The sequence below is a fragment of the Paraburkholderia terricola genome (genome assembly GCF_003330825.1).
Lineage (GTDB): Bacteria > Pseudomonadota > Gammaproteobacteria > Burkholderiales > Burkholderiaceae > Paraburkholderia > Paraburkholderia terricola.
The window spans coordinates 2007574-2031043 of the sequence record NZ_CP024942.1 but is presented as its reverse complement, the minus strand read 5'-3'; the positions used below and the strand labels follow the sequence as shown (position 1 = coordinate 2031043).

Sequence of the window (23470 nt, the reverse complement as noted above, 5' to 3'; positions counted from 1 at the left end):
GGCGCGTTGATCGAAGCATTCACGGTGTCCATCGAAGTGATGAGCGGCGACGTGCAATTGAAGATGCCGTCAGCGAGTTCACGAACTCCACGAAAGCGCCGCTAAAACTCGCGACAACGTTCTTCGCACGCTCCATCGATTCAATCCTCGACTCACCCCCCGGCACACAGGCCGGGCGCGTCACGAGCCGGGCGTTGTGGCCTACAATTGACGCTGCCGGCAGCGTCGCGCCGGCCCGCTGCCCACGGCGGAAGATTCGCCCCGCTTCCGCTGGGAAGTCGAACGCATGATGCGCAGCGGTGGAGCGGGCCTCTCATCGACGTGACCTCTGTGGAGCGCAGCATGCCCTTTCCGGCACAAGACCACGGTTGCCCCGGCTGGCGAGGGGAGATGGCGCAGCGCATCAGCGCATTCGACTGGGCCGCCACCGGCCTCGGCGCGATCGAACACTGGCCGCGCAGTCTGACCGCCACCGTTCAACTGCTGCTCGCCTCGCCCGTTCCGCTCGTCCTGCTGTGGGGCAAGCCGGGCTACATGATCTACAACGACGCCTACGCGGTCTTCGCGGGCGGGCGGCATCCCTATCTGCTCGGCTGTCCGGTCGAAATCGGCTGGCCCGAGGTCGCCGAGTTCAATCGTCATGTCATGAGCACCTGTCTCGCGGGCGGCACGCTGTCGTATCGCGACAAGGAACTCGTGCTGCTGCGCGACGGCAACCCCGAAGACGTCTGGATGGACCTCTACTACAGCCCGGTCGCCGACGACAGCGGCGCGCCGGCCGGCGTGCTGGCGGTGGTGGTCGAAACCACCGCGCGGGTGCTCACCGAACGCTGGCGGCAACGCGCCGAGGCCGAACTGCACGAGACCAACGAGCGGCTGCAACTCGCGCTCAACACCGGCGCCGTGCTCGGCACCTGGGTGCTCGACGTGCGCACGGGCAAAGTCACCGGCGACGAACGTTTCGCGCGCACCTTTTCGTTTTCCGTCGAGGAAGCCGTGCAGGGCGTCGAACGCGGGTCCGCCACGCAGGTGATCCATCCCGACGACCAGCCGCTCAACGATCGCCTCACCATCGAGGCGATCCGCACGGGCGAGCCGTTTCGCGCCGAGTACCGGATTCGCCGGCCCGATGGCGAGTACATGTGGGTGCAGGCGAACGGCCAGTGCCAGTTCGACGAGCACGGCCAACCCACGCGTTTTCCCGGCGTGCTGATCGACGTTCACGAGCGCAAGATCGCCGAACAGTCGCTGCGTCAGTTGACGGAAACGCTCGAACAGCGCGTCGCCGATGAAGTCGCGGCGCGCGCGCTGGCCGAGGACCAGTTGCGCCAGGCGCAGAAGATGGAAGCGATCGGCAGCCTCACGGGCGGCGTCGCGCATGACTTCAACAACGTGCTGCAAGTGATCAACGGCAATCTGCAGATGCTCGCCGCCGATGCCGGCGACAATCCGGCCACGCAGCGCCGCTTGTCCGCCGCGACCGAAGCGGTGAAACGCGGCGCGAAACTGGCCGCGCATCTGCTCGCCTTCGCGCGTCGCCAGCCGCTCTCGCCTACCGTGCTGAACCCGCGCCGGCTGCTCGCCGGCATGAGCGAAATGCTGCACCGCGCGCTCGGCGAGACCGTCAAGATCGAAACGGTGTTGAGCGACGATCTGTGGCACGTGCAGGCCGACCGCAATCAGCTGGAGAATGCGCTGCTGAATCTCGCGATCAACGCGCGCGACGCGATGCAGGCGGACGGCACGCTCACCGTGCGCGCCGCGAATCGCGTGCTGGACCCCGCGTTTTGCCGCGACAAGCCGGATCTCTCGCCGGGCGAATACGTGGTGTTTTCGGTAACCGATACAGGCGCCGGCATGTCGCCCGACGTGCTGCAACGCGTGTTCGAACCGTTCTTCACGACCAAGCCCGACGGCCACGGCACCGGCCTCGGCCTGAGCATGGTGTTCGGCTTCGTCAGACAAAGCGGCGGGCACACGGTGATCGAGAGCGAGGTGGGAAGCGGCACCACCGTCTCGCTGTTTTTCCCGCGCTGCCGCGAGCCCGAAACAGTCGAAACCGTCGATCAAACGACGGCGCCGGCCGGCGGCGGCGAAACGATTCTGGTGGTCGAGGACGATGCCGACGTGCGTCTCACCGCCGTCGAAATGCTCGCGCAACTCGGCTATAAAGTGCTGACCGCGTCGAGCGGCGACGCGGCGATCGAGTTCATCGAGAGCGACGTGCCGATCGATCTGCTGTTCACCGACGTGGTCATGCCGGGCATCGTGAAAAGCGTGGAACTGGCGCAGCGCGCCGCCGCGCGCAAGCCGCCGGTGCCGACGCTGTTCACCTCCGGCTACACGCGCGACGAAATCGTTCATCACGGCAAGCTCGACGCCGGCATCACGCTGCTGTCCAAACCCTACCGGCGCGACGACCTCGCCCGCAAGGTGCGCCACGTGTTGCGCGCGGGCGTGGCCGGCGCGGCCGCCGCGGCCAGCGTCGCGGATGGTCAGATCGCCGCCTGCGTGCCGCCCGCCGTGTACGGCTGCGGCAAGCAACCCAAGGTGGACACGCATCGGCGTGCGGTCGCGCCGGCTGGCGCCTCGACGCGCGCTGCCCGTTCCACGGGGCACACGGCTCGCGTGCTGCTGGTGGAGGACGACGCGGACTCGCGCGACTCGCTTCGCGAGCTGCTCGCCGCGCTCGGTCTCCACTGCACCGCCGTCGCGAGCGCGGAAGAAGCGCTGACGCTTCTGCCCACGCAACGCTACGAGGTGCTGTTCACCGATCTCACGCTGCCCGGCATGTCCGGCGACAACCTCGCGCGTGCCGTGCTGCGCGAGCAGCCGGAGATTCGCGTGCTGCTGGTGTCGGGGTATGGCGACAGCGCGGAGATCGGCGACACGATCCCCGGCGCGCGTCTGCTCGGCAAACCGGTCGACATCATGCAGTTGCGGCGCGAACTCGCGGAGTGGCTCGATCATACGGCGGCGGCGTCCTAGCGGTCTTGCCGATGTCGCCGCGAGGTCGCCGCGATGTCGTCTCGATCGCGCGCGGCGCGGTATAAAGTGTTAGAAGCCGGCGCGCCCTGGTATGATGCCGGTCGCGCGCCGGGACCACCGTTCGTTCCGGCGTTGCGCTCTTGCCATTGCTGATCGCCATTGCTGATCGCCGTCGCTTTTGGCGGCGTTTTCGCCATTGCTCATCACCACCGCTTTCGCCGGACTTGCGGCCGTATCTTCCCTGTCACGAGAACCATCATGCCCGCCCAACACGACGACGCCCCCACTGCCAGCACCACGGGCAAGGCAAAGCGCAAGTCCCTCTCCATCGTGGCGCGCAATCTGCTGATGGTTGTCGTCGGCGTGCTGGTCTTCGCGGTCGTCGCGGGCGTCGTGCTGTATGGTCCGATCACCTACGGCGACCCGATCCCGAACTTCGGCATCATCCTCATGCTGACCGTGCCGGTGATCGCGGGCGTGGCTTTCCGCGTGGGCCTGGATGCGTGGCTGGACCGAAGCTGAGCGGCACGGCCAACGCGTAACCGGCGCCGCTTTCTCAAGCGGCCTCGCCGGATAACCGCGGCAACGCCACCCACATTCCAGCCCTCCGCCCGCGCGCGGATGAAACGGCAGCCGCCGCCATGCAGCCGCGCGATCCGCTCGACGATCGCCAGTCCCAGCCCCGTTCCGCCGCCATGCGCGCGAGCATTGCGCCCGCGCTGAAACGGCGCCTTCAGTTGCTCCGGTCCTCTGCCGAAAGAACCACGATGGCGAGCAACTTTTTCATGACTGACTTCCTGGATCGAGCCGTCGAGCGTCGCCTGCTTGTCCCGCGATCCGTTCGATGACAGGCCGGGTTCTTATGGATGCGCTGCCCGAAGGCCATTCCGGAATCGTGTCGCCTATGTCATGGCGCGCTGGGCGCTCTGCGGTCCCGGCGTGACGGATGCCGCAAAAGCCGTTGCAGCAGCATAGAGCAAGCCGCCGGGCAACACGCCCGGTGGATTTCCCTTGTGCTGAAGAATGCCGCGACGCGCCAGTGGCGGGGCGCAACGGGTCAAGGCCAAATCTCGGGGGAAATCGCGGATCAACAAGGCACGTCAACCCGCGCGCGACCCGCGAACCGCGGAACGCTCCTTGCTGAATCCTCATACCGGCGGGCATGTCCACGGTTCGACCACGTCCGATATGCGCGCCCGACCGCGGGCTTACGCGCCCGCAACCCAGCAATCCAGCCAGCACCAAGGGAGCCGAAACGATGGACCAGGACCTCGAAGCACGAATCCGCACGCGGGCCTACGAGTTGTGGGAACAGGATGCGTCGCCCGAAGGCAAGGCGGACGAATACTGGGAGAAAGCGCTGCGTCAGCTGGAAGCCGAGGGACAGCTCGGCGAAAGTGCGCCGCCGCCCGTGGATCAGTCGGCCAAGCGGCGCACCGCCGATCCGCTGCCAGAGGATGCCCAGGAGGGCGGCCAGCGGGCGCGCTCGTAAGCGAGCCTGTCGATGGCCGCGCCTTCACCGTGACGGACAAGCGCGCGAAGCGGCGGCGTCGGCACGACGACGCACCGCTTGCCGCATTGTCCAGCCACCTCTTCTTCCGGAACGCCAGATGAGCTATCAGAACGTCGACCAGGAGATCGCCCATCTCGAACACGTATTTGGGCTTATTTCCGCGCAGGACCGCATTCCGCTGTCTTACTGGCGCAATCGCCTGCGCATGTTTGACCAGTCGTCGCTGATGCCCACGCAACGCGCCCGCGTTGCACGGCTAGAGGCGACGCTGCGCGCGATCGAGAAGTCGGCGGCGCAAACCGTCCGCGCCGAGCCCGTGTTGCGTACCGCGGGCACGCGCTCATGACGCATGGCGCCGCCCTCGCGCAACGCGTGGGCGGCGATCGCGGAAACGCGGAAACGCGGAAACGCGGAATCGCTGAATCGCTGAATCGCGGAAACGCGGAAACGCGGAATCGCGGAAACGCAAAATCGCCGGGCTGCCCGGCGCGCGGCGCTCACCCATGAACCGCCGCGCGCCCCGCCAGCCGCTCAACCCATCAGGATGCGCGCGGCCAGCGCCAGCACGAGCGCCGGCGCCATCACCACCGCGCCCACTTTCAAAAACTTCATGAAGCTCACGTCCTCGCCTTCGCGGCGGATCGCGTTGAGCCAGAGGATCGTCGCGAGCGAGCCGGTGATCGACAGGTTCGGGCCGAGATCGACGCCGATCAGCAGCGCGTCGATCACGCGCTCGGGACTGTGCGCCTGCATCACCGTCGAACTGGCGATCAGTCCCGCCGGCAGGTTGTTCATCAGATTGCTGCCGAACGCGATCGCGGCGCCGGCCCAACCCGCTGTCGTCACTTCGTTATGCAGCGCACCCTGCTGCGTGAGCGCGGCCAGCATCGCGATGACGCCGGTGTGATCGAGCATCTCGACCAGCACGAACAAGGCCGCGACGAGCGGCAGCACGCTCCACGAGATTTCGCGGATCATCGGCAGCGGCGACTTGCGCTCCTGAATCAGCACGACCAGCGCCGTCAGCGCGCCGAGGATCGCGGTGGGCAAGCCGAGCGGCACGTCGAACGCGGAGACCGTCAGCAGCACGGCGGCCGTCACCGCGATGCCCGCCAGCGCGACACGCCCGCTCGACGACAATTCGAGCGGTTCGAGATTCGTCTCGCAGATGCCGGCAAGCGCCTTGCGCTGAGTCCAGCGCAACAGCGCGTAAGTCGCGGCGATCGACAACAGCGAGGGCAGCGTGAAGCGCATCAGCCAGGCGCCGAGCGCGGGCGTGTGATTGCCGTACAGCACGATGTTGGCCGGATTCGAGATCGGCAGCACGAAGCTGGCCGCGTTGGCGATGAACGCGCAGACGAACAGCAAGGGCAGCGGATCCGTCTTCGCCTTTTTCGCGGCGGCGAACACGGCGGGGGTGAGGACGACCGCCGTGGCGTCGTTCGAAAGGAAGGCGGTGATGACCACGCCGACCAGATAGACCAGCAGGAACAGCTTACGCGGCGAGCCTTGCGCATGGTTGACCGCGAGCACGGCGACCCAGTCGAACAGCCCCTCGCGGCGGCCGACTTCCGACAGCAGCATCATGCCGAACAGGAACAGGTAGACGTCGGCGCCCTTGCCGACCGCCTCCATCGCCAGATGAGCGGGCAACAGCCCGAGCGACACCAGCAGCAGCGCGCCGGCGACGGCCCACACGGCCTCGGGCCATTTGAACGGCCGGGCGATGACGCCAGCCGTGGCGGCGGCGGCGATACCCCACGAGAGAAAAATAGCGGTCACGACACAGGTCCTGAATTCTTGTTGACTGGCGCGCGAGCGCGGCGTGGCTGCGCGGCATGACCCGCGATCCGGGCCCCCTGGCTTCGCCGCTACCCGACCCGGTTCACCGCCGCGATGCAGTCGCGCCCGTTGTCCTTGGCGAGATACAACTGCGAATCCACCAGGTTGACGAAGGCAATCGGATCGGCCGCTTCAGACGGAATCATGGTTCCGACGCCGAAGCTCGCGGTGACGGTTTGCCGGAAGGGCGAGCGCTCGTGCGCGATGTCCGCGGCCGAGATCCGGTCGCGGCAGCGCTCGGCCACCTGCCGCGCGGCCTCGGCGCCGGTGTTCGGCAACACCAGCACGAACTCTTCCCCGCCGAAGCGGCCGACAAAATCCCCCGGCCGCACCGCCGCGCTCAAGACGGCGGCGATCCGCTTCAGGCACGCGTCGCCTTGCACGTGTCCGTAATAGTCGTTGTAGGACTTGAAGAAATCGACGTCGACCATGACCAGCGACAGCGGCGCGCCATGATGCTTGGCCGCGCTCCATTCGCGGTGCAGGACGGCGTCGAACTGGCGGCGGTTGCCCACGCCGGTCAGACCGTCCTGGAACGACAGCGCTTCCAGCTCCCGTTGCAACTCGGCGAGTTTCTCCTCGGTCTTCTTGCGCTCGCTGATGTCGAACATGAAGCCGACCAGCGACTCGACCTCGCCGCGCGCGTCGCGCACCACGTGCACGACGTCGCGCAACCACACGTATTCGCCCTTGCTGGTCAGCGCGCGATAGTCCGCTTCGTGATCGGTGCCCGCCTTCGATTGCGCGACGCAGAAATTCACTACCTTGTCGCGATCGTCGGGATGCATGCGCGCGGCCCAGTCCTGCACGGTCTTCCAGCTCGCGGGCGTCCAGCCCAGCAAGGCTTCGATCTGCGGACCGATATAGGCGAACTGCATCGTCGCCCAATCGATCTTCCACGGAATCGCCTTGGTCGATTCGAGCAAGGTCCGGTAGACCGCCGCATCGTGTTCCAGATAGCCTTCCACGGCAGCCGTGGCCGGCGCCGTGTCGTGCCGCAGAAAGTCCGGGCCTGGCGCGGCGCTGTTTTCGTCGGTGCTGTTCATGGCTTGAAACTCCTCATGGGGGCTGTCGTGGTGCTTGTGCTTGTGCGGTGCCTGACGTGGCGCGCTGATGGCACGCTGATGGCACGCTGGTATCACGCTGATGTCACGCTGATGTCATTTAGCCGGCAAATTAACACAGTGCCCGGTCGCCCGGCCGGTTCCGGGCCGCCGCACCGCTCGATTCATCCGTATTAGCGTCACGGCTACAACGATCTGTTCCCCTCCGCCCGCCTATTCAGTTTTCGTTGACATCCCTACTATCCGCATTCACTCGCGACTTTACGACCATGAGCATCAACGAATGAAATCGCTTTCTTCCGATCCCGTCCGTTACAACGGACCCGCCGTTGCGTTGCACTGGCTGATCGCGGTATTGATCGTCTGCGGCTTTTATCTCGGCTGGATCATGACCGATATCCCCGGCTTCACGCCCACCAAGCTGAAGTACTTCTCGTGGCACAAGTGGATCGGCGTGACCGTCTTCATGCTCGCCGTCGCCCGCGTGCTATGGCGCGCCACGCATCGCGCGCCGGCGCTCGACAGCGCCACGCCCGCCTGGCAGAAGGCCGCGGCCCATCTCGTGCACGGCGTGCTCTACCTGCTGATGCTGGCGATTCCGCTCTCCGGCTACTTCTACAGTTCCGCCGCCGGCATTCAGGTGGTGTACCTCGGCATCGTGCCGCTGCCCACCTTCATCGGCCCGGACCAGGCGCTGAAGGCAACGCTGCGCACGGTGCATGTGCTGCTCAATTACACGTTGCTCGCGCTCGTCGCCGTGCATGTTCTCGCGGCGCTCAAGCATCAGTTCGTCGATCGCGACGGCTTGCTCGCCCGCATGATTCCGTTTATCAGGTAACAGGCGATTGGCCACGGCCTGTTGGCAATTTAATTCCCGACGGTGTGCAATCAACGCACGCGGGTTCGATAGGATGCGTACCACCATGAAAACCAACTTCTCTCGCCCATTCTTGCGCCCGGCAGTCGCGGTCATCGCCGGCCTTTCCCTTTTCGGCGCGAGCCTCGCGCATGCCGACGTCGACACCAGCAAAAGCAGCGTGATTGCAACGACGAAGCAGATGAACGTGCCGGTCGACGGCAAGTTCAGGAAGTTCTCCGCGCAACTGAATTTCGATCCGGCCAAGCCGACCGCCGGCAGCGCCAACGTGTCGATCGACACCGGCAGCTACGACCTCGGCGCCGACGACTACAACAAGCAGGCCCAAGGCAAGGAATGGTTCGACAGCGCCGCCTATCCGGCCGCGACCTTCGTTTCCAGCGCCATCGCGCCGGCCGGCGGCAACCAGTACAAGATCACCGGCAAGCTCACCATCAAGGGCAAGTCGCAAACCGTGGTGGTGCCGGTCACCATCGCGAGCCAGGGCGCCACGCAGACCTTCGACGGCGCGTTGCCGATCAGGCGCACGCAGTTCGACGTGGGCACCGGCGAATGGAAAGACACGTCGGTGGTCGCGGACGAAGTCGTCATCAAGTTTCACATCGTCGCCTCGAAGAAGTAATTCCAACCCGAATCAAACCCGAAGCATCGCCGTACTTCCCGAAACCCGGAGAACAACTTGAAGAAACAATTTTTGCTCGCCGCGGGCGCGCTCGCCGCAGCCATGTCGTTCAACGCAATGGCTATCGACACGTATCAGCTCGACCCGACGCACACCTACCCGAGCTTCGAAACCGATCACTTCGGCGGCGTGTCGACCTGGCGCGGCAAGTTCACGAAAAGCAGCGGCACCGTGGTGCTGGACCGCGCGGCGAAGACCGGCACGGTGAACGTGACGATCGACATGAGCTCGGCGGACATCGGCAACGACAAGCTCGACGCGGAACTGGCCACCGACAAATTCTTCGACGCCGCGAAGTATCCGACCGCCACCTACAAGGGCACGCAGGTCCGCTTCGACGGCGACAAGCCGGTGGAAGTGATCGGCACGCTGACGATGCACGGCATCACGAAGCCGGTGAATCTGAAGATCGAATCGTTCAAGTGCTTCGTGAATCCGATGCTCAAGCGTGAAGTGTGCGGCACGGAAGCGGCCGCGACGTTCAATCGCGACGATTTCGGCGTCGACTTCGGCAAGGCGTACGGCTTCAAGATGCAGACCGCGCTGCATATCCAGGCCGAAGGCATCAAGCAGTAAGCGGCATGGCAAGCCCTTGCGGCTTGCGTAAAACGGTCGCGGCGGCGGTGGCGGATCGCCCGCGCGCGGCACCTTGCCCAGGCGGAGCAAGGTACTATTACGGCTTGGCATCCGGCGCGCCGCGCGTTCATTGCGCGGCGCGTATCCAGACGCCCGACGCGGCGAGCCACTTCACAGGCAGCACGGCAAGCGCATCGAATCAAACCGGGCCTGCCGCCGTTGCCGTCGTTTCTTACCGTCTCTTGCCGTCTCTTGCCGTCATCCCTTGCCGTCATTCGTTTCCGCCATCCATCCATGAGTTCTGCAAGCCGCCGCATCGCGCACCTGGACATGGACGCGTTCTACGCGTCCGTCGAACTCCTGCGCTATCCCGAACTGCGCGGCAAGGCGGTGGTGATCGGCGGCGGCCGCAACGGCGCGCCGCAAACACTCGAGGACGGCAGCCGGCGCTTCGCGAAGCTGCGCGATTACGCGGGCCGCGGCGTCGTCACCACCTCCACTTACGAAGCCCGCGCGCTCGGCGTGTTCTCCGCGATGGGCATGATGAAGGCCGCCGTGCTCGCGCCCGACGCGGTTCTGCTGCCCACCGACTTCGACTCGTATCGGCACTACTCGCGCCTCTTCAAGTCGGCGGTCGCCACGTTTACCGATCGGATCGAGGACCGCGGCATCGACGAAATCTATATCGATCTGACCGAGGTGCCGGGCGAGCCGCGCGAGATCGCCGCGCGCATCAAGCAGGCGGTCAATCAGGCGACCGGCCTCACCTGCTCCATTTGCGTGGCGCCGAACAAGCTGCTCGCGAAAATCGGCTCGGAACTCGACAAGCCGGACGGCCTCACGATTCTCACGCCGGCGGACGTGCCGTTGCGCGTGTGGCCGTTGCCGGTGCGCAAGGTCAACGGCATCGGGCCGAAGGCGGCGGAAAAGCTGACGGCGCTCGGTCTCGCGACGGTCGGCGATCTGGCGGCGGCGGACGCGGGACTGCTGCAGGACCACTTCGGGCGCAGTTACTCCGCGTGGCTGATGCAGATCGCGCAAGGCCACGACGAGCGGCCGGTGGTGGTGGAATCGGAGCCCAAGTCGATCAGCCGCGAAACGACCTTCGAGCGCGATCTGCATCCGCGTCATGACCGGCCGGCGCTCTCCAGTTCGTTTACCGGCCTGTGCGTGCGGGTCGCGGAAGACCTCGTGCGCAAGGGCTACGTGGGCCGGACGATCGGCATCAAGCTGCGCTACGACGACTTCCGCACGGTCACGCGCGATCTGACGCTGGACGAGCCGACCGCCGACGCCGCCGAGATACGCCGCGCGGCCACCGAATGTCTGCGGCGCGTGGCGTTGAACCGCAAACTGCGGCTCCTGGGCGTGCGCGTGAGCGCGTTGACGCCGGCCAACGCGCAACCGGTCAGGCAGCGCCGTCCGGTTCAGGCCGACTTGCCCTTTACCAGCGACGAATAAGCGGCCGCCTCGGCAGGCACGCCGGCATTCGCGCGCGCCGCCTGTGGCTCCGTTTCCCTGCGCGCGGCGGCGACCGAGAACGCGAACGTATTGACGCCGCCCGCGCTGTGCGCCGACACGGTGCCGCGATGCATTTCCGCAATCGCCTTCACGATCGCAAGACCGAGTCCGTGGTTTTCGCGGCTATTGGTGCGCGAGACTTCCGCGCGATAGAAGCGGTCGAACAGATGCTCCAGCACGGCCGGCGCGATCGGCTCGCCGGGGTTCGCCACCGCCACGCGCACGTGGTCTTCTTCACGCGCGATCGTCACGCTGATCGCATCGCCCGGCGCGCAGTGCTGGATCGCGTTCATCAACAGATTCGCGCAGGCGCGGCCGAACAGCGAGCGGTTCACGCGCGCCATCGCGTCGCCGTGCAATTGCGCATGCACGCGCGCCTCTTCGAGCGGAATCTCCAGGAACTCCAGCGTATGCGCGACTTCCGCGGCGAGCGACACTTCCACGAGACCCGTCGCGCGCTCGCCCTGATCGGCGCGGGCGAGAAACAGCATGTCGTTGATGATCGCGCGCATGCGCTCGTATTCCTCCAGATTCGATTGCAGCGTATGGCGCAGATCTTCCACGGAACGATTGCGCGTCAACGCCACTTCGGTCTGGCCGATCAGGATCGTGACCGGCGTGCGCAGTTCATGGGCCACGTCCGCGTTGAACGATTCGAGGCGCCCATAGGCGCCGTCGAGGCGTTCCAGCGCGCCGTTGAACGAGTTGGCGAGATCGCTCAGTTCGAGCGGGAGCGACGCGGTGTTCAGCCGCTGCGAGCGGTTGTTCGGGCTCACGGCGGACGCCTCCCGCGTCAGACGCCTGAGCGGCGCGAGGCCGAGCCGCGTCACCGAGTAACTGAGCAGCAGCACGGCGAGACTGCCCAGCGCCGAGAGCGCCGCGAGCGCCGCGCCGAAGGCGCGCATCGTGCGGTCGTTGGGAGAACAACTGGCGGCCACCTGCAATTGCACGGGCGGACGCGCGGCATTGGCCGGGATCGCCAGCGTGGCGATGAGCATGTCGTCGCCGCCGCCGGCGGGGGACACGCGCGCGTAGCCCTCGGGCCAGCTTTTCACCACCGTGCCCGCGACCGGCGTGCCGTAGTGGAAATACGGATCGGCGCTCGACACCGCGTACATCGTGCTGCGGTCGTGCGGCATCATGTTGGTGAGTTTTTCACGGGTCATGCGCCACTTTTCCGGCGTCACCGCGTGGTACACCATGAGGCGCGCGACCTGGGCGCGGTCGTCGAGCGACTCGCGCAGGTGGTGTTCGAGCTGCGTGCGCAACACCAGAAACAGGCCCGTGCCGACCAGCGTGAACACCGAGAGCGCGACGAGCGCGAACATCAGCGCGAGGCGGCGGGCGATCGAACGGTTCATGACGGCTCCGCCTCTTCGCGCACTTCGAGCACGTAGCCCATGCCGCGCACGGTGTGCAGCAGCTTCGACGGAAACGGTCCGTCGAGCTTGGCGCGCAAGCGTTTGATCGCGGTTTCGACCACGTTCGTATGGCTGTCGAAATTGACGTCCCACACGAGTTCGGTAATCGCCGTCTTGGAGAGAATGTCGCCTTGACGGCGGGCCAGCACGCTGAGCAGTTGAAACTCTTTCGCGGTCAGGTCGAGACGCACGCCGTCGCGGGTCGCGCGCCGGCCAATCAGATCGACGAACAGATCGCCGATGGCGATCATCGTCGACTCCTGCGAACGCGTGCGGCGCGCGAGCGCATGCAGCCGCTCGACCAGTTCGAGGAAGGAAAACGGTTTGGTGAGGTAGTCGTCGGCGCCTTCGCGCAGGCCGCGCACGCGGTCGTTCACGTGATCGCGCGCGGTGAGCATGATGACCGGCGTGGACTTGCGCATGCGCAGCGCCTTCAGCACGCTGAAACCATCGCGCTTGGGCAGCATCACGTCGAGCACGATCACGTCGTAATCGAATTCGGTGGCCAGATGCATGCCTTCCTCGCCGTCGAGCGCGACGTCGACGACCCAGCCCTGCTCCGTCAAGCCGGAGCGCAGGTAGTCCACCACCTTGTGCTCGTCTTCAACGATCAGCAATTTCATGCGCGTCCCCTTGTGTCGGCATTATACGAAACGCTTTCGCCACGCTCTTGCGTGTCCTGCTGCATCATGGCCGGGCGGCTCATCGCGCGGGAGCCAGCGCCTGCTTCGAATCCGCCTGCTTCGAATCCTGTTGCTTCGAATCCTGTCGCGTCGCGTCCTTCGGCGATGACAGGCCCGCCACGTCCGCGCCGGCGTCCCAGCCGCCGCCCAGCGCCTTCACCAGCGACACCGCCAGCGTCATCTGCTGGCCGCGAATCTGCACGTCCTGGCGCTCGCTGTTGAGCAGCGATTGCTGCGCGGTGATCACGTCCAGATAGGCGACGAGGCCGCCCGAATAACGGTCGTTGGCGAGCGCCAGCAGATGCTGCGCGTCGGCCACCGCCGCGTGTGACTCCTTCGCCGCGCCGTCCAGCACCGAGAGTCCGGTGATGCCGTCCTGCACCTGCTGGAATGCGTTGAGCACGGTCTGCCGGTAGGTCGCCTGGGTGGCCTTGTAGCCTTCGCTCGCAAACTGAATGTTGGCCGCGCGCCGGCCGCCGTCGAACAGCACCTGGCCGGCCGCCGCGCCGAGCGTCCACATCAGCGTGGGCGCGCTCAGCAGGCTCGCGAACTGCGTGCTTTCCCAGCCGATGCTGGGCGTGAGCGTCAAGCTCGGAAAAAACGCCGCCTTGGCGACGCCGATCTGCGCGTTCGCCGCCGCCATTGCGCGCTCGGCGGACGCCACGTCGGGACGGCGTTGCAGGACGTCGCTGGGCACGCCGAGCGCGATCGCCGGCAGCTTCGCGTCGAGCGCCCTGGGTGCGATCGAGAATTGCGGCGCGGGCACGCCGACCAGCGCGGCGATCGCATGCTCGAACTGCGCGCGCTGGTTCAGCAGCAGTTGCGCCTGCACGCGAGTCGAATCGAGCAGCGACTTCTGCTGCAACACGTCGAGGCCCGACACCGCGCCCAGATCGTGCTGCGATGTCACGTAGTCGAGCGCCTTCTGCTGGAGCGTCACCGACTGATTCAGCACGTCGATCTCGGCGTCGAGTTCGCGCAGCGAGAAATAGCTGGTGGCGAGGTCGGTGGTGAGCACGAGGCGCGCGTTGGCGAGGTCGTCCGCCGATTGCTGCGCGGACGCCGCCGCGCCTTCCACTTGCCGCCGTATCCGGCCGAACAGATCGGTGTCGTAGTTGATCGACGGACCGAGTTGCAGATTGTTCTGCACCGTCGACATCGTCGGCGTGGCGTAATTGGTCTGTGGACGGCTGCGCGAAATCCTGAAACGCGACGCCGATGCATTCAAATCCACTTCGGGCGTCTGCTGCGCGCGGGTAGTCGCGAGCGTCGCCTTGGCCTGCTCGTAGTGCGCGCTGGCGGCGGCGAGCGTCTGATTCTGCGCGAGCGCCTGGGTTTCCAGCGTGTCGAGCGTGGTATCGCCGAACGCCTGCCACCAGTCCGGCGAAATCGGCGCGTGCGAGGGCACCCCCACGCGCCAGTACGAATCGGTTTGCCAGGCGGGCGGCACGTCGGCTTGCGGCCGCTGATAGTCCGGCCCGACCGTGCAGGCGGCGAGCCACGCGGCGCTCGCCGTGAAGGCGAGCGCCGTTAGGGTGCGCCAGCAAATGTGGCAAACGAGCGCCCGCCTCACGACGCCCCCTCGCCGTCCTTGCCCGGCTGCGCGATCTGCACGTGATCGCCGTCGGCGATCGAATCGCTCGGGTTGATGATGACCTTGTCGCCCGCCTCGATCCCGCTTTCGATTTCCAACGACTGCCCGAGGTCGCGCGCGATCACGATCTTGCGCAACTGCACGTTTCCTTTCGCGTCCACCACGGCAAGCCGCGGACCTTCCGCGCGAAACAGCAGCGTGTTGCCCGGCACCATCAATTGCGCATGGGCGACGGTCGGCACGGCGACCTGCACATACGCGCCGGGGCGCAGCGTGTCGTCGGGATTGGGCAGCGTCACTTCCACCTGCAGCGAGCGGGTGGGCACGTCGATCGCGCCGGACATGTGCGTGATCGTGCCGTGAAACTGCTGGCCCGGCAGTTCCGCCTGCGTGACCACCACGTTCTGTCCGATCGAAACGTTTTGCGCATACGCCTGCGGCAATTGCACATACACGCGCAGCGGGTCCGACTGCGCGAGCGCGAAGAGCGCGCGGCTCGTGCCGCTACCGGCGTCGATCAGATCGCCGACGTCGACGTTGCGCTGCGTGACCACGCCCGCGAACGGCGCGACGATGCGCTTGAACGATTCGAGCTGGCGCAAGCGCTGCACGTTCGCATCCGCGGCGGCGAGGTTGGCGAGACCTTGCGTGTAGGTGCTTTGCCGTTCGTCGAGTTCCTGTTGCGAGACCGCATCGCGTTGACGCAATTGCTGCCAGCGTTCCAGCGAGCTTTTGGCGAGGCCGAGGCTCGCGCTGGTTTGCTGGCGCTGCGCCAATGCCTGCGCAAGTTCCTGATCGATTTCGGGCGTGTCCAGATCGGCGAGCAACTGCCCCTGCTTCACGCGCGCGCCGATATCGACGTACCAGTGCAGCAGATAACCGGTGGCGCGCGCGTAGATCGGCGATTCGACGCTGCCGCGCAAGGTGCCGGGCAACAAGGTGTGGCCGCCGCCGTCGGCCCGCGTCGGGCTCACCACGTGCACGTACTGCACCGCGTTCTGATTCGTCGTTTCGGCGATCGAGCGGCTTTCCATTACGTTTGCGATCACGGTGCGCAGCGCGCCCACCGCGAGCAGCGCCAGCACGATCCACAGCGTGATTTTGGCGCGCTTCCATTCGCGATGGCGCGGCGGCAACGCGTGGCCGTCTTCGGTCTCGCGCGCGGGAATCGCCAGCGATGCATGAGTTTTTTCGGTCATTTGAGTCAGCTATCTGGTTCAGCCGTCGTTAAGCCTGTCGTTAAACGCTACGCGTGCTTGCCGGCGCCGCCGTGCTCCGGCGCGGGGCCGTCGTCGTTGCCGTTATCTTCGTGGCCCGCGCCGTCGTTACGATGGCGCCGCGCGAGGCGCGTATGAATGCCCGCGAACACGAGCGGCACGAAAAACAGCGTGGACACCGTGGCGAACAGCAAGCCGCCGATCACCGAACGGCCGAGCGGCGCATTCTGCTCGGCGCCTTCGCCCAGACCGAGCGCCATCGGAATCATGCCGATGATCATCGCGAACGCGGTCATCAGCACCGGCCTGATCCGGCTTGCACCCGCTTCGAGCGCGGCGGTGAGCGGCGGCGCGCCGGCCGAGAGCCGCTGGCGCGCGAACGACACCATCAGAATGCTGTTGGCGGTGGCGACGCCCATCGTCATGATCGCGCCGGTCAGCGCGGGCACGCTCAAATGGGTGCCCGTGAGAAACAGCATCCACACGATGCCCGCCAGCGCCGCGGGCAACGCGCTGACGATGATCAGCGGATCGACCCACGACTGGAAATTCACCACGATCAGCAGATACACCAGCACGATCGCCATCGCCACGCCGAGCCCGAGACCGAGGAACGAACTGCGCATGGTCTGCACCTGGCCGCGCACCGTAATCTGACTGCCGCGCGGCAGTTGCGCGCGCGCGTCGTTCACGAGCTTGTCGACCTGATCCGCGACGCTGCCGAGATCGCGCTTGTCCACGCTCACGTACAGGTCGATCACCGGCCTGATGTTGTAGTGCGAGACGATCGCGAACTGGTTCTGCGGCGAGACCCGCACCAGATTGCCGAGCAGTTGCGTCGGACCGGTAGCCGAGCCCGACACCGGCGTGCGCAACAACTCGTCGATGGACGAGATCCGATACTGCGGCGTTTGCACCGCGACGTTGTACTCGACACCATTGCTGTTGTTGTACCAGAACCCCGGCGAAGTCTGCGAACTGCCCGACAGCGAAATCAGCACGTTCTGCGCGACGTTGGCCGCGCTCAGATTGAGCTGCTGCAAGCGGGTGCGATCCATTTGCAGATTGAGCGCCGGTGCGTCGAGTTTCTGCTGAATGTGCGTGTCGACGGTGCCCGGAATCATGCGCACCTGTTTCAGCAGCTTGCGCGCGACCTCGAAGTTGCCCTGCTGGTCCGCGCCGGCAATCTGCACGTCCACCGCGGCGGGCAGGCCGAAGTTGAGAATCTGCGTGACGATGTCGGCGGGCTGAAAGAAGAACTCGACGCCCGGAAAGCGCTGCGGCAGGATCGCGCGCAATCGCTCGATGTAGGTTTGCGTCGGCTCGTGGCCGGCCTTCAAAGCCACCTGAATCTCGCCGTCGAGCGTGCCGATCGTGCCCGCGTTGCTGTACGAGAGATTGATGCCGCTATACGGCAAGCCGAGGTTGTCGAGGATCGTGCCGAGTTGTTTCGCCGGCACGACTTCGCGGATCACCTTTTCGACTTCGTCGGCGAGGCGCGCGGTTTCCTCGATGCGCGTGCCGGTCGGCGCGCGCATGTGCAGGCGGATGTTGCCCGCGTCGACGCTCGGAAAAAAATCTTCGCCGAGCACGAAAACGAGGCTCATCGAGAGCACGCAGAAACCGAGGAACAGGCTGCCGAAGCGCGCGCGGCGCACCAGCAGGCTGCTGAGAATCACGATGTAGGCGGCCCGCATGCGCTCGAAGCCGCGATCGAACCGATGATGGAGGCGCATGAACAGATTCGGCGCGGCGCCGGCGCCGGGCTTGTGCGCGTGGCCCATCAGCAGCAACGCCAGGGTCGGCACCAGCGTGCGCGACAGAACGTAGGAGGCGAGCATCGCGAACACCACGGCTTCGGCAAGCGGCACGAACAGGTAACGCGCGACGCCGGTCAGGAAGAACATCGGCACGAACACGATGCAGATGCACAGCGTCGAGACGAGCGCGGGAATCGCGATTTCGCCGGCGCCTTCGAGAATCGCATCGTGCAGATTCGTGCCCATATGCAGATGCCGTTCGATGTTTTCGATCGTCACCGTGGCGTCGTCGACGAGAATCCCGACCGCCAGCGCGAGGCCGCCGAGCGTCATGATGTTGATGGTTTCCCCGAGCGCATGCAGCGCGATCAGCGAGGACAGAATCGACAGCGGAATCGAGATCGCGATGATGCAGGTGCTGCGCCAGTTGCCGAGAAACAGCAGGATCATCGCGGCGGTGAGCGCCGCGGCCACCAGCGCCTCGTGCATCACGCCCTGCACCGCCGCCTTCACGAAGATCGACTGATCGAACAGGGCGGTGATGTTCAGATCGGGCGGCAGCGCCGCGCGCGCGGCCGGCAGCAAGCGATGCAGCGTAGCGACGATCGACAGCGTCGACGCGTTGCCGTTCTTCAGCACCGAGATCAGCACGCCGCGGCGGCCGTCCTGCCGCACGACGTTGGTTTGCGGCGAAAAACCGTCGCGCACGTGCGCGACTTCGCGCAGATAGGTCGTCGCGCCATTCACCGTGCGCACCGGAATGTCGTTGAGACCGTCCAGCGTGGCCGGCGAACCATTCATGTTGATCGTGTATTCCTTCGGCCCGATCTTCGCCGTGCCGGTCGGCAGAATCAGGTTTTGCGCGTTGAACGCGCTCACCACGTCGGAGGGCGTCAGCCCCTTGGCGAGCAACGCGCGCGTGTCGAGATCGACTGAAATCAGGCGCGACTTGCCGCCGTAGGGATACGGCACGGCCGCGCCCGGAATCGTCACGAGTTGCGGGCGCAGGAAATTCAGTGCGGTGTCGTTGAGCGCCTGCTCGGACAGCTTCGGGCTCGACAAGCCGAGTTGAATCACCGGAATGCTGGAGGCGGAGTAGCTGATCACCAGCGGCGGCGTCGCGCCCGGCGGCATCTGCTTGAGCTGCGCCTGTTCGACGGCCACGGTCTGCGCGATCGCGGTCTGGATGTTCGCGTTCGGCTGCAAAAACACCTTCAGGATCGTGATGCCCGCGAGCGACTGCGATTCGATGTGTTCGATGTCGTTGACCGTGGTGGTCAAGCTGCGCTCGTTGACCGACGCGATCCGATGGGCCATGTCTTCCGCCGACAAGCCGTTGTAAGTCCAGATGATGCTGACCACCGGAATGTTGATTTCCGGCAGCACGTCGACCGGCGTGGTGAACAGCACGAATGGCGTCGCCAGCACGATCATGATGGCCATCACGATGAACGTGTACGGCCGCTTAAGCGCAACGTTGACGATCCACATGAAACGCGCCTGGGGGATACCTGGTGAGGGATGGAGGGAGAGATCAGCGCTTATGCTAGATCGGTCGCACCAACGCCTGCATGGCGCCAAAATGGCCGGAATGTCAGCAAGGTAAACGTAAGGCTAGACGTGCAGACGTATGCCGCTTCGAAGCAACAAAAAAACCGGCCGACCATCACGGTCGACCGGCTTTCCATTTCCAGCACGCGGGGCTTCGATCGCCGGCTTACTTCGCAAACAGCGACGACATATCCGCGAACGCCTTGAACTCCAGCGCATTGCCCGAGGGGTCGAGGAAGAACATCGTCGCCTGTTCGCCGACTTCGCCCTTGAAGCGCACGTGCGGCTCGATGATGAAGTCGATGCCGGCTTGTTGCAGCTTGTCGGCCGCGGCCTGCCATTGCTGCATCGACAGCACCGCGCCGAAGTGACGGACCGGCACCGCATCGCCGTCGACCTCGCTGGTGTGACGGTGGCCGATTTCGTCCGGCGCGAGGTGCGCGACGATCTGGTGGCCGTAGAAGTTGAAGTCGACCCACGCTTCGGAACTGCGCCCTTCGGGGCAACCCAGCAATTCGCCGTAAAACGCGCGCGCGGCGGCGAGGCTATGGACGGGAAACGCCAGATGAAACGGCGGCAAAACGGTTTCGGCAACGCTCATGATGTAAAAACTCGCTGACTGGAAAATGGGAGCCAGTTTAACCATGACTAAAAATGGTGAAAAACGATATATATTTGACCTGACCACCACCAAAATCGATTGATCGACCGATGCTCAGCGAACTCAAAACCTTCATCGCCGTCAGCCAGTACGGCACGTTTTCCGCCGCGGGCGCGCGCATCGGCCTCACGCAGTCGGCGGTGAGCGCGCAGATGCAGCGGCTCGAAGCGGAACTCGGCTTCGCGCTGTTCGACCGCACCGGCCGCTCCGCGACGCTCAACGATGCCGGCCGCGAAACCCTCGCGCTCGCCGAGGAAATGATGATGCTCTACGCGCGGCTCTCCGAACGCGGCGCGGTCGCGGCGGAAAGCGGCATGCTGCGGGTAGGCGCGATCGCGTCCGCGCAAGTGTCGTTTCTCGCCGACGCCCTCGCCCGCTTTCGCGTCGACCGGCCCGGCTGGCGAATTCGCGTCGTGCCCGGCGTGTCGCTGGGTTTGTTGGGCCAGGTGGATTCCGGCGAACTGGATCTCGCCGTCATCATCAAACCGCCGTTCGCGCTGCCCTCGGAACTCGAATGGCGCACGCTCGTCACCGAGCCGTTCGTGCTGCTCGCGCCCAAGGCGCTGGCGCGCGGCAAGCGCTCCTGGCGCGAGCTGCTCAAAAGCGAGCCGTTCATCCGCTACGACCGCACGTCGTTCGGCGGCCGGCTGGTCGATCGGTTTCTGAGGCGCTCGCGCCTGAACGTGCACGACGTGATCGAACTGGATGAGTTGCAGGGCATCATGCAACTGGTGGCGCGCGGCATCGGCGTGGCGCTGATTCCGAATACGGCGGGGCTCGGCAAATGGCCCGCCAACGTCGTAGCGCTCGAACTCGGCGACGCGACGTTTCACCGTGAAATCGGTCTCGTGCAGCGGCCGCGGCATAGCCGGCAGGCGGTGGCGGAAGCGCTGGCCGATTGCATCGGCGCGGCCGCGGGTCACTAGCCGCACGGCGCACGCTCGATTGTGCTGTCGCGATGGCCGTCAACTGTATCTGTGAGGTTCGCATGGCGGCGTGCAGAATCGGCGCATGCGCCTTCATTCGCGCTTTTCGGCCCGCCGCCAAGGATCAAGCCCCATGACCGCCAGCACCTTCCTCACCGCCGACGTCCTGATCGCCTATAGCGCCTACTTCGTCGGCACGGCGAGTCCGGGGCCGAGCAATCTCGCGATCATGTCGCTGGCAATGAGCGCCGGCCGCAAATCCGCGCTGACCTTCGCGCTCGGCGTCGTATCCGGCTCGTTCTTCTGGGCGCTGCTGGCTTCGCTGGGTTTGTCGGCGGTGCTCGCCAGCTACTCGGAATGTCTCGTCGCGATCAAGATTGCCGGCGGGCTTTATCTGCTGTGGCTCGGGTTCAAGTCCGCGCGTTCGGCATTCAGCGCCGGCGCGTTGCCTGCGAATACCGTCCGGCAAGATGAACCGCTCGGGCGTCTGTATCTGCGCGGCCTGCTGTTGCATCTCACCAACCCGAAAGCGATCCTCGTCTGGCTGTCGATCGTTTCGCTGGCCATGGCGCCGGGCGGCGGCGCATCGCACGTCTCGCATACCGCGCCTGTGGTGCTCGGCTGCATGTGCATCGGCGTATCGGTGTTCAGCAGTTATGCCGTGCTGTTTTCCACCGCGTCCGCACGGCGCGTCTATGTGGCGATCCGGCGCTGGCTCGACGGGTCGCTCGCGATCATGTTCGGCATTGCCGGCATCAAGTTGCTGACGTCGAAAAACTAGCCGCTATTCGGCAACCGCAAACGCTTGCTTGACGTCTTCCAATAGCGTTGGCGTGCGAGCAAAACCGCCGCGCCGCTACGAAGCATCTTTCACGTGCTTGTGCGGCTTCTCCACGCCCGCCGAGCGCAGCGCCTCATGCAGCGTGCCGAAAATACAGCCCGCGCCGACGATCGGCGTGATGCCATGCCGATCCATATCCGAGCGCAAATAACGGTTCACGCGCGCGAAAATCACGCCGATGCCGCCGTGTTTCAAGCTCTCGCACAATTCGCCGACCGAGCGCGCCGCCGAATAGTCGACATCGGTAATCGCGCTCGCGTCGATCACGAACCAGTGCACGGGGCTCGGCGCATCGGCGATCAGGCGGCGGGTATCGTCGACGAAAAAGTGATCGTTCGCGTAGAACAGATCGGCGCCGAAGCGATAGACGATCAACCCCGGCGCGGTCTCGATACCGGGCACGGCGGGCACCGGAACCCACACGCCGTCCTGGCCGGGGGCGAGGATCATGGTGTGCGGCCGGTAGCTGTGCCGCACGTGACGCAGCAGCGATAGCGCCACCGCCACGAGAATGCCGTGCTCGACGCCGATCAGCACCACGGCCGCCGCCGTGAACACGGCGAGCGCGAATTCGCCGGGACTTTCGCGGCGAATCGCAAACAGCGTCTTGAGATCGATCAGGCCGATGGCGATCGTCAACACGATGCTGGCGAGAATGCAGTGCGGCAGATACTGCAAAAAGCGGCTGAAAAACAGCAGCACGAGCACCACCACCGCCGCGAACACGAGTTGCGCGACCTGGCTGCGCGTGCCGGCGCGATCGGCCATGGCGGTCTGCGTCGGACTGCCGTTGACCACGAACGCGCCCGACAACGCCGCCGCCGCGTTGGCTGCGGCGATGCCCAGCAAGTCGGCATTGACATCCACGGCCTCGTGATACCGCTCGGCGAACACGCGGCTCGCGGCGGCGCTTTGCGCGACGATCATCACGAAGCAGGACGCCGCGACCGGGAAGAGATCGAGCATCTGCTGCCATGTGACCGATGGCATCGACAGCCCCGGCAATCCGCCCGCTACCGGACCGAGCACGGCGATGCCGTGGGCGGCGAACCCGTAGACGTCGCTCGCCGCGATGCCCGCGACGACCGCGATCAACGGCACGGGCACGCGTGGCAGAAAGCGCTTGCACGCCAGAATGGACACGACCACCAGCAGCGAAATCGCCAGCGTCGGCCAATGGATTTGCGTCGACTCGCGCACCACCAGCGCGAGCTGATCGACGCTGCGCGCGGCATGCCCCGGCACGCCCGACATATCGCCCAGCATGGCGATGCCGACCTGCACGCCGACGCCGGCGAGAAAGCCGACCAGCACCGTGCGCGACAGGAAATCGGCGAGAAAGCCCAGTTTGAAAATGCGCGCGACGAACAGCAAGGCGGCGGTCAGCAACGCGACCATCGCGGCGAGCGACGCATATTCCGCGCTCGAAGCCGGCGCCATCGTGGAGAGCCGGCTCGCGAAAATGGTGGCGGTGGCCGAATCGGCGGCCACGACGAGATGCCGCGATGCGCCGAAAAACGCAAACGCCATAAGCGGCAGAAAGACGGTGTAAAGACCCGTGACGGCCGGCATGCCGGCGATGCGCGCGTAGCCGAGCACTTGCGGAATATCCATCGACGCAAGCTGCACACCCGCTAGCGCGTCACGCGCGGCGCCGGCGCGGCTCAACGGAAGCACGCCTTTCAACACGCCGACGCGGGCGTTGATATACCCCAGAAAATCTCGCATGCGCGATGCTGCCCCGTACTTAGAA

Annotated in this window: 19 protein-coding genes and 1 pseudogene; 10 read left to right on the top strand and 10 right to left on the bottom strand. The window is 65.6% G+C overall.

The window, feature by feature from the left end; all coding sequences use genetic code 11:
- The first annotated feature begins 342 nt into the window (after positions 1-342).
- Positions 343-2988: a hybrid sensor histidine kinase/response regulator gene (locus CUJ90_RS27655; protein ID WP_114164279.1), complete on the top strand. Its 2646-nt coding sequence runs from the start codon at positions 343-345 to the stop codon at positions 2986-2988.
- Positions 2989-3246: 258 nt separating this feature from the next.
- Positions 3247-3510 (top strand): hypothetical protein, encoded by a 264-nt coding sequence (locus CUJ90_RS27645; RefSeq protein WP_073427368.1) that lies wholly within the window; start codon positions 3247-3249, stop codon positions 3508-3510.
- Positions 3511-3544: 34 nt separating this feature from the next.
- Here CUJ90_RS27645 and CUJ90_RS33670 read toward each other — a convergent pair.
- Positions 3545-3734 (bottom strand): annotated as a pseudogene (locus CUJ90_RS33670) (ATP-binding protein); the annotation flags it as partial.
- 512 nt (positions 3735-4246) lie between these two features.
- Between CUJ90_RS33670 and CUJ90_RS27635 the strand changes: the two are divergent.
- Together CUJ90_RS27635 and CUJ90_RS27630 are read left to right on the top strand one after the other, a co-directional pair.
- Positions 4247-4480, top strand: coding sequence for a DUF2934 domain-containing protein (locus CUJ90_RS27635; protein ID WP_073427367.1), 234 nt, complete (start codon positions 4247-4249; stop codon positions 4478-4480).
- 118 nt (positions 4481-4598) lie between these two features.
- Positions 4599-4847 carry a hypothetical protein gene (locus CUJ90_RS27630; protein WP_083081115.1) on the top strand — a complete coding sequence of 83 codons (249 nt, stop codon included), beginning with the start codon at positions 4599-4601 and terminating at the stop codon, positions 4845-4847.
- A gap of 185 nt (positions 4848-5032) precedes the next feature.
- Here the strand turns inward: CUJ90_RS27630 and CUJ90_RS27625 are convergent, their stop codons facing one another.
- Positions 5033-6283: an arsenic transporter gene (locus tag CUJ90_RS27625; protein ID WP_083081117.1), complete on the bottom strand. Its 1251-nt coding sequence runs from the start codon at positions 6281-6283 to the stop codon at positions 5033-5035.
- Positions 6284-6372: 89 nt separating this feature from the next.
- Positions 6373-7389 (bottom strand): sensor domain-containing diguanylate cyclase, encoded by a 1017-nt coding sequence (locus CUJ90_RS27620; protein ID WP_083081119.1) that lies wholly within the window; start codon positions 7387-7389, stop codon positions 6373-6375.
- Positions 7390-7690: 301 nt separating this feature from the next.
- Here CUJ90_RS27620 and CUJ90_RS27615 point away from each other — a divergent pair, with 301 nt between their 5' ends.
- From CUJ90_RS27615 to dinB, 4 genes are all read left to right on the top strand, one after another.
- Positions 7691-8245, top strand: a complete 555-nt coding sequence (locus tag CUJ90_RS27615) for a cytochrome b (protein ID WP_083081121.1) — start codon at positions 7691-7693, stop codon at positions 8243-8245.
- 73 nt (positions 8246-8318) lie between these two features.
- On the top strand, positions 8319-8906 hold the full coding sequence (locus tag CUJ90_RS27610) for a YceI family protein (RefSeq protein WP_412534841.1): 588 nt from the start codon (positions 8319-8321) through the stop codon (positions 8904-8906).
- Between the two features lie 57 nt (positions 8907-8963).
- Complete coding sequence (locus CUJ90_RS27605; protein ID WP_073427361.1) at positions 8964-9542, top strand: YceI family protein; 579 nt, start codon at positions 8964-8966, stop codon at positions 9540-9542.
- Between the two features lie 294 nt (positions 9543-9836).
- A complete protein-coding gene (dinB, locus tag CUJ90_RS27600; RefSeq protein ID WP_083081123.1) occupies positions 9837-11003 on the top strand; it encodes a DNA polymerase IV in 1167 nt (388 codons plus the stop codon).
- Here the strand turns inward: dinB and CUJ90_RS27595 are convergent.
- The 6 genes from CUJ90_RS27595 to CUJ90_RS27570 form a co-directional block, all read right to left on the bottom strand.
- The gene (locus tag CUJ90_RS27595) at positions 10970-12424 is read right to left on the bottom strand and encodes a heavy metal sensor histidine kinase (RefSeq protein ID WP_114164278.1); all 1455 of its coding nucleotides are present in this window, start codon (positions 12422-12424) and stop codon (positions 10970-10972) included. The two genes, dinB and CUJ90_RS27595, sit on opposite strands and share 34 nt — an antisense overlap.
- Complete coding sequence (locus CUJ90_RS27590) at positions 12421-13107, bottom strand: heavy metal response regulator transcription factor (protein ID WP_073427358.1); 687 nt, start codon at positions 13105-13107, stop codon at positions 12421-12423. The genes CUJ90_RS27595 and CUJ90_RS27590 overlap by 4 nt, the downstream gene beginning before the upstream one ends.
- A gap of 79 nt (positions 13108-13186) precedes the next feature.
- Positions 13187-14740: an efflux transporter outer membrane subunit gene (locus CUJ90_RS27585; protein ID WP_244220046.1), complete on the bottom strand. Its 1554-nt coding sequence runs from the start codon at positions 14738-14740 to the stop codon at positions 13187-13189.
- The gene (locus CUJ90_RS27580; RefSeq protein WP_114164277.1) at positions 14737-15960 is read right to left on the bottom strand and encodes an efflux RND transporter periplasmic adaptor subunit; all 1224 of its coding nucleotides are present in this window, start codon (positions 15958-15960) and stop codon (positions 14737-14739) included. Before CUJ90_RS27580 ends, CUJ90_RS27585 begins: the two co-directional genes overlap by 4 nt.
- 47 nt (positions 15961-16007) lie before the next feature.
- Positions 16008-19229 carry an efflux RND transporter permease subunit gene (locus CUJ90_RS27575; RefSeq protein WP_114164276.1) on the bottom strand — a complete coding sequence of 1074 codons (3222 nt, stop codon included), beginning with the start codon at positions 19227-19229 and terminating at the stop codon, positions 16008-16010.
- A gap of 226 nt (positions 19230-19455) precedes the next feature.
- Positions 19456-19890: a VOC family protein gene (locus tag CUJ90_RS27570; protein WP_083081128.1), complete on the bottom strand. Its 435-nt coding sequence runs from the start codon at positions 19888-19890 to the stop codon at positions 19456-19458.
- Positions 19891-20000: 110 nt separating this feature from the next.
- On the opposite strand from CUJ90_RS27570, the gene CUJ90_RS27565 reads away from it, so the two are divergent.
- Entirely contained in the window at positions 20001-20876 is an 876-nt protein-coding gene (locus CUJ90_RS27565; RefSeq protein ID WP_083081130.1) for a LysR family transcriptional regulator, read from the top strand.
- A 133-nt stretch (positions 20877-21009) separates the two neighbouring features.
- Entirely contained in the window at positions 21010-21657 is a 648-nt protein-coding gene (locus tag CUJ90_RS27560; RefSeq protein ID WP_083081131.1) for a LysE family translocator, read from the top strand.
- Positions 21658-21732: 75 nt separating this feature from the next.
- Here the strand turns inward: CUJ90_RS27560 and CUJ90_RS27555 are convergent, their stop codons facing one another.
- Positions 21733-23445 (bottom strand): SulP family inorganic anion transporter, encoded by a 1713-nt coding sequence (locus CUJ90_RS27555; protein WP_083081133.1) that lies wholly within the window; start codon positions 23443-23445, stop codon positions 21733-21735.
- Positions 23446-23470: the final 25 nt, after the last annotated feature.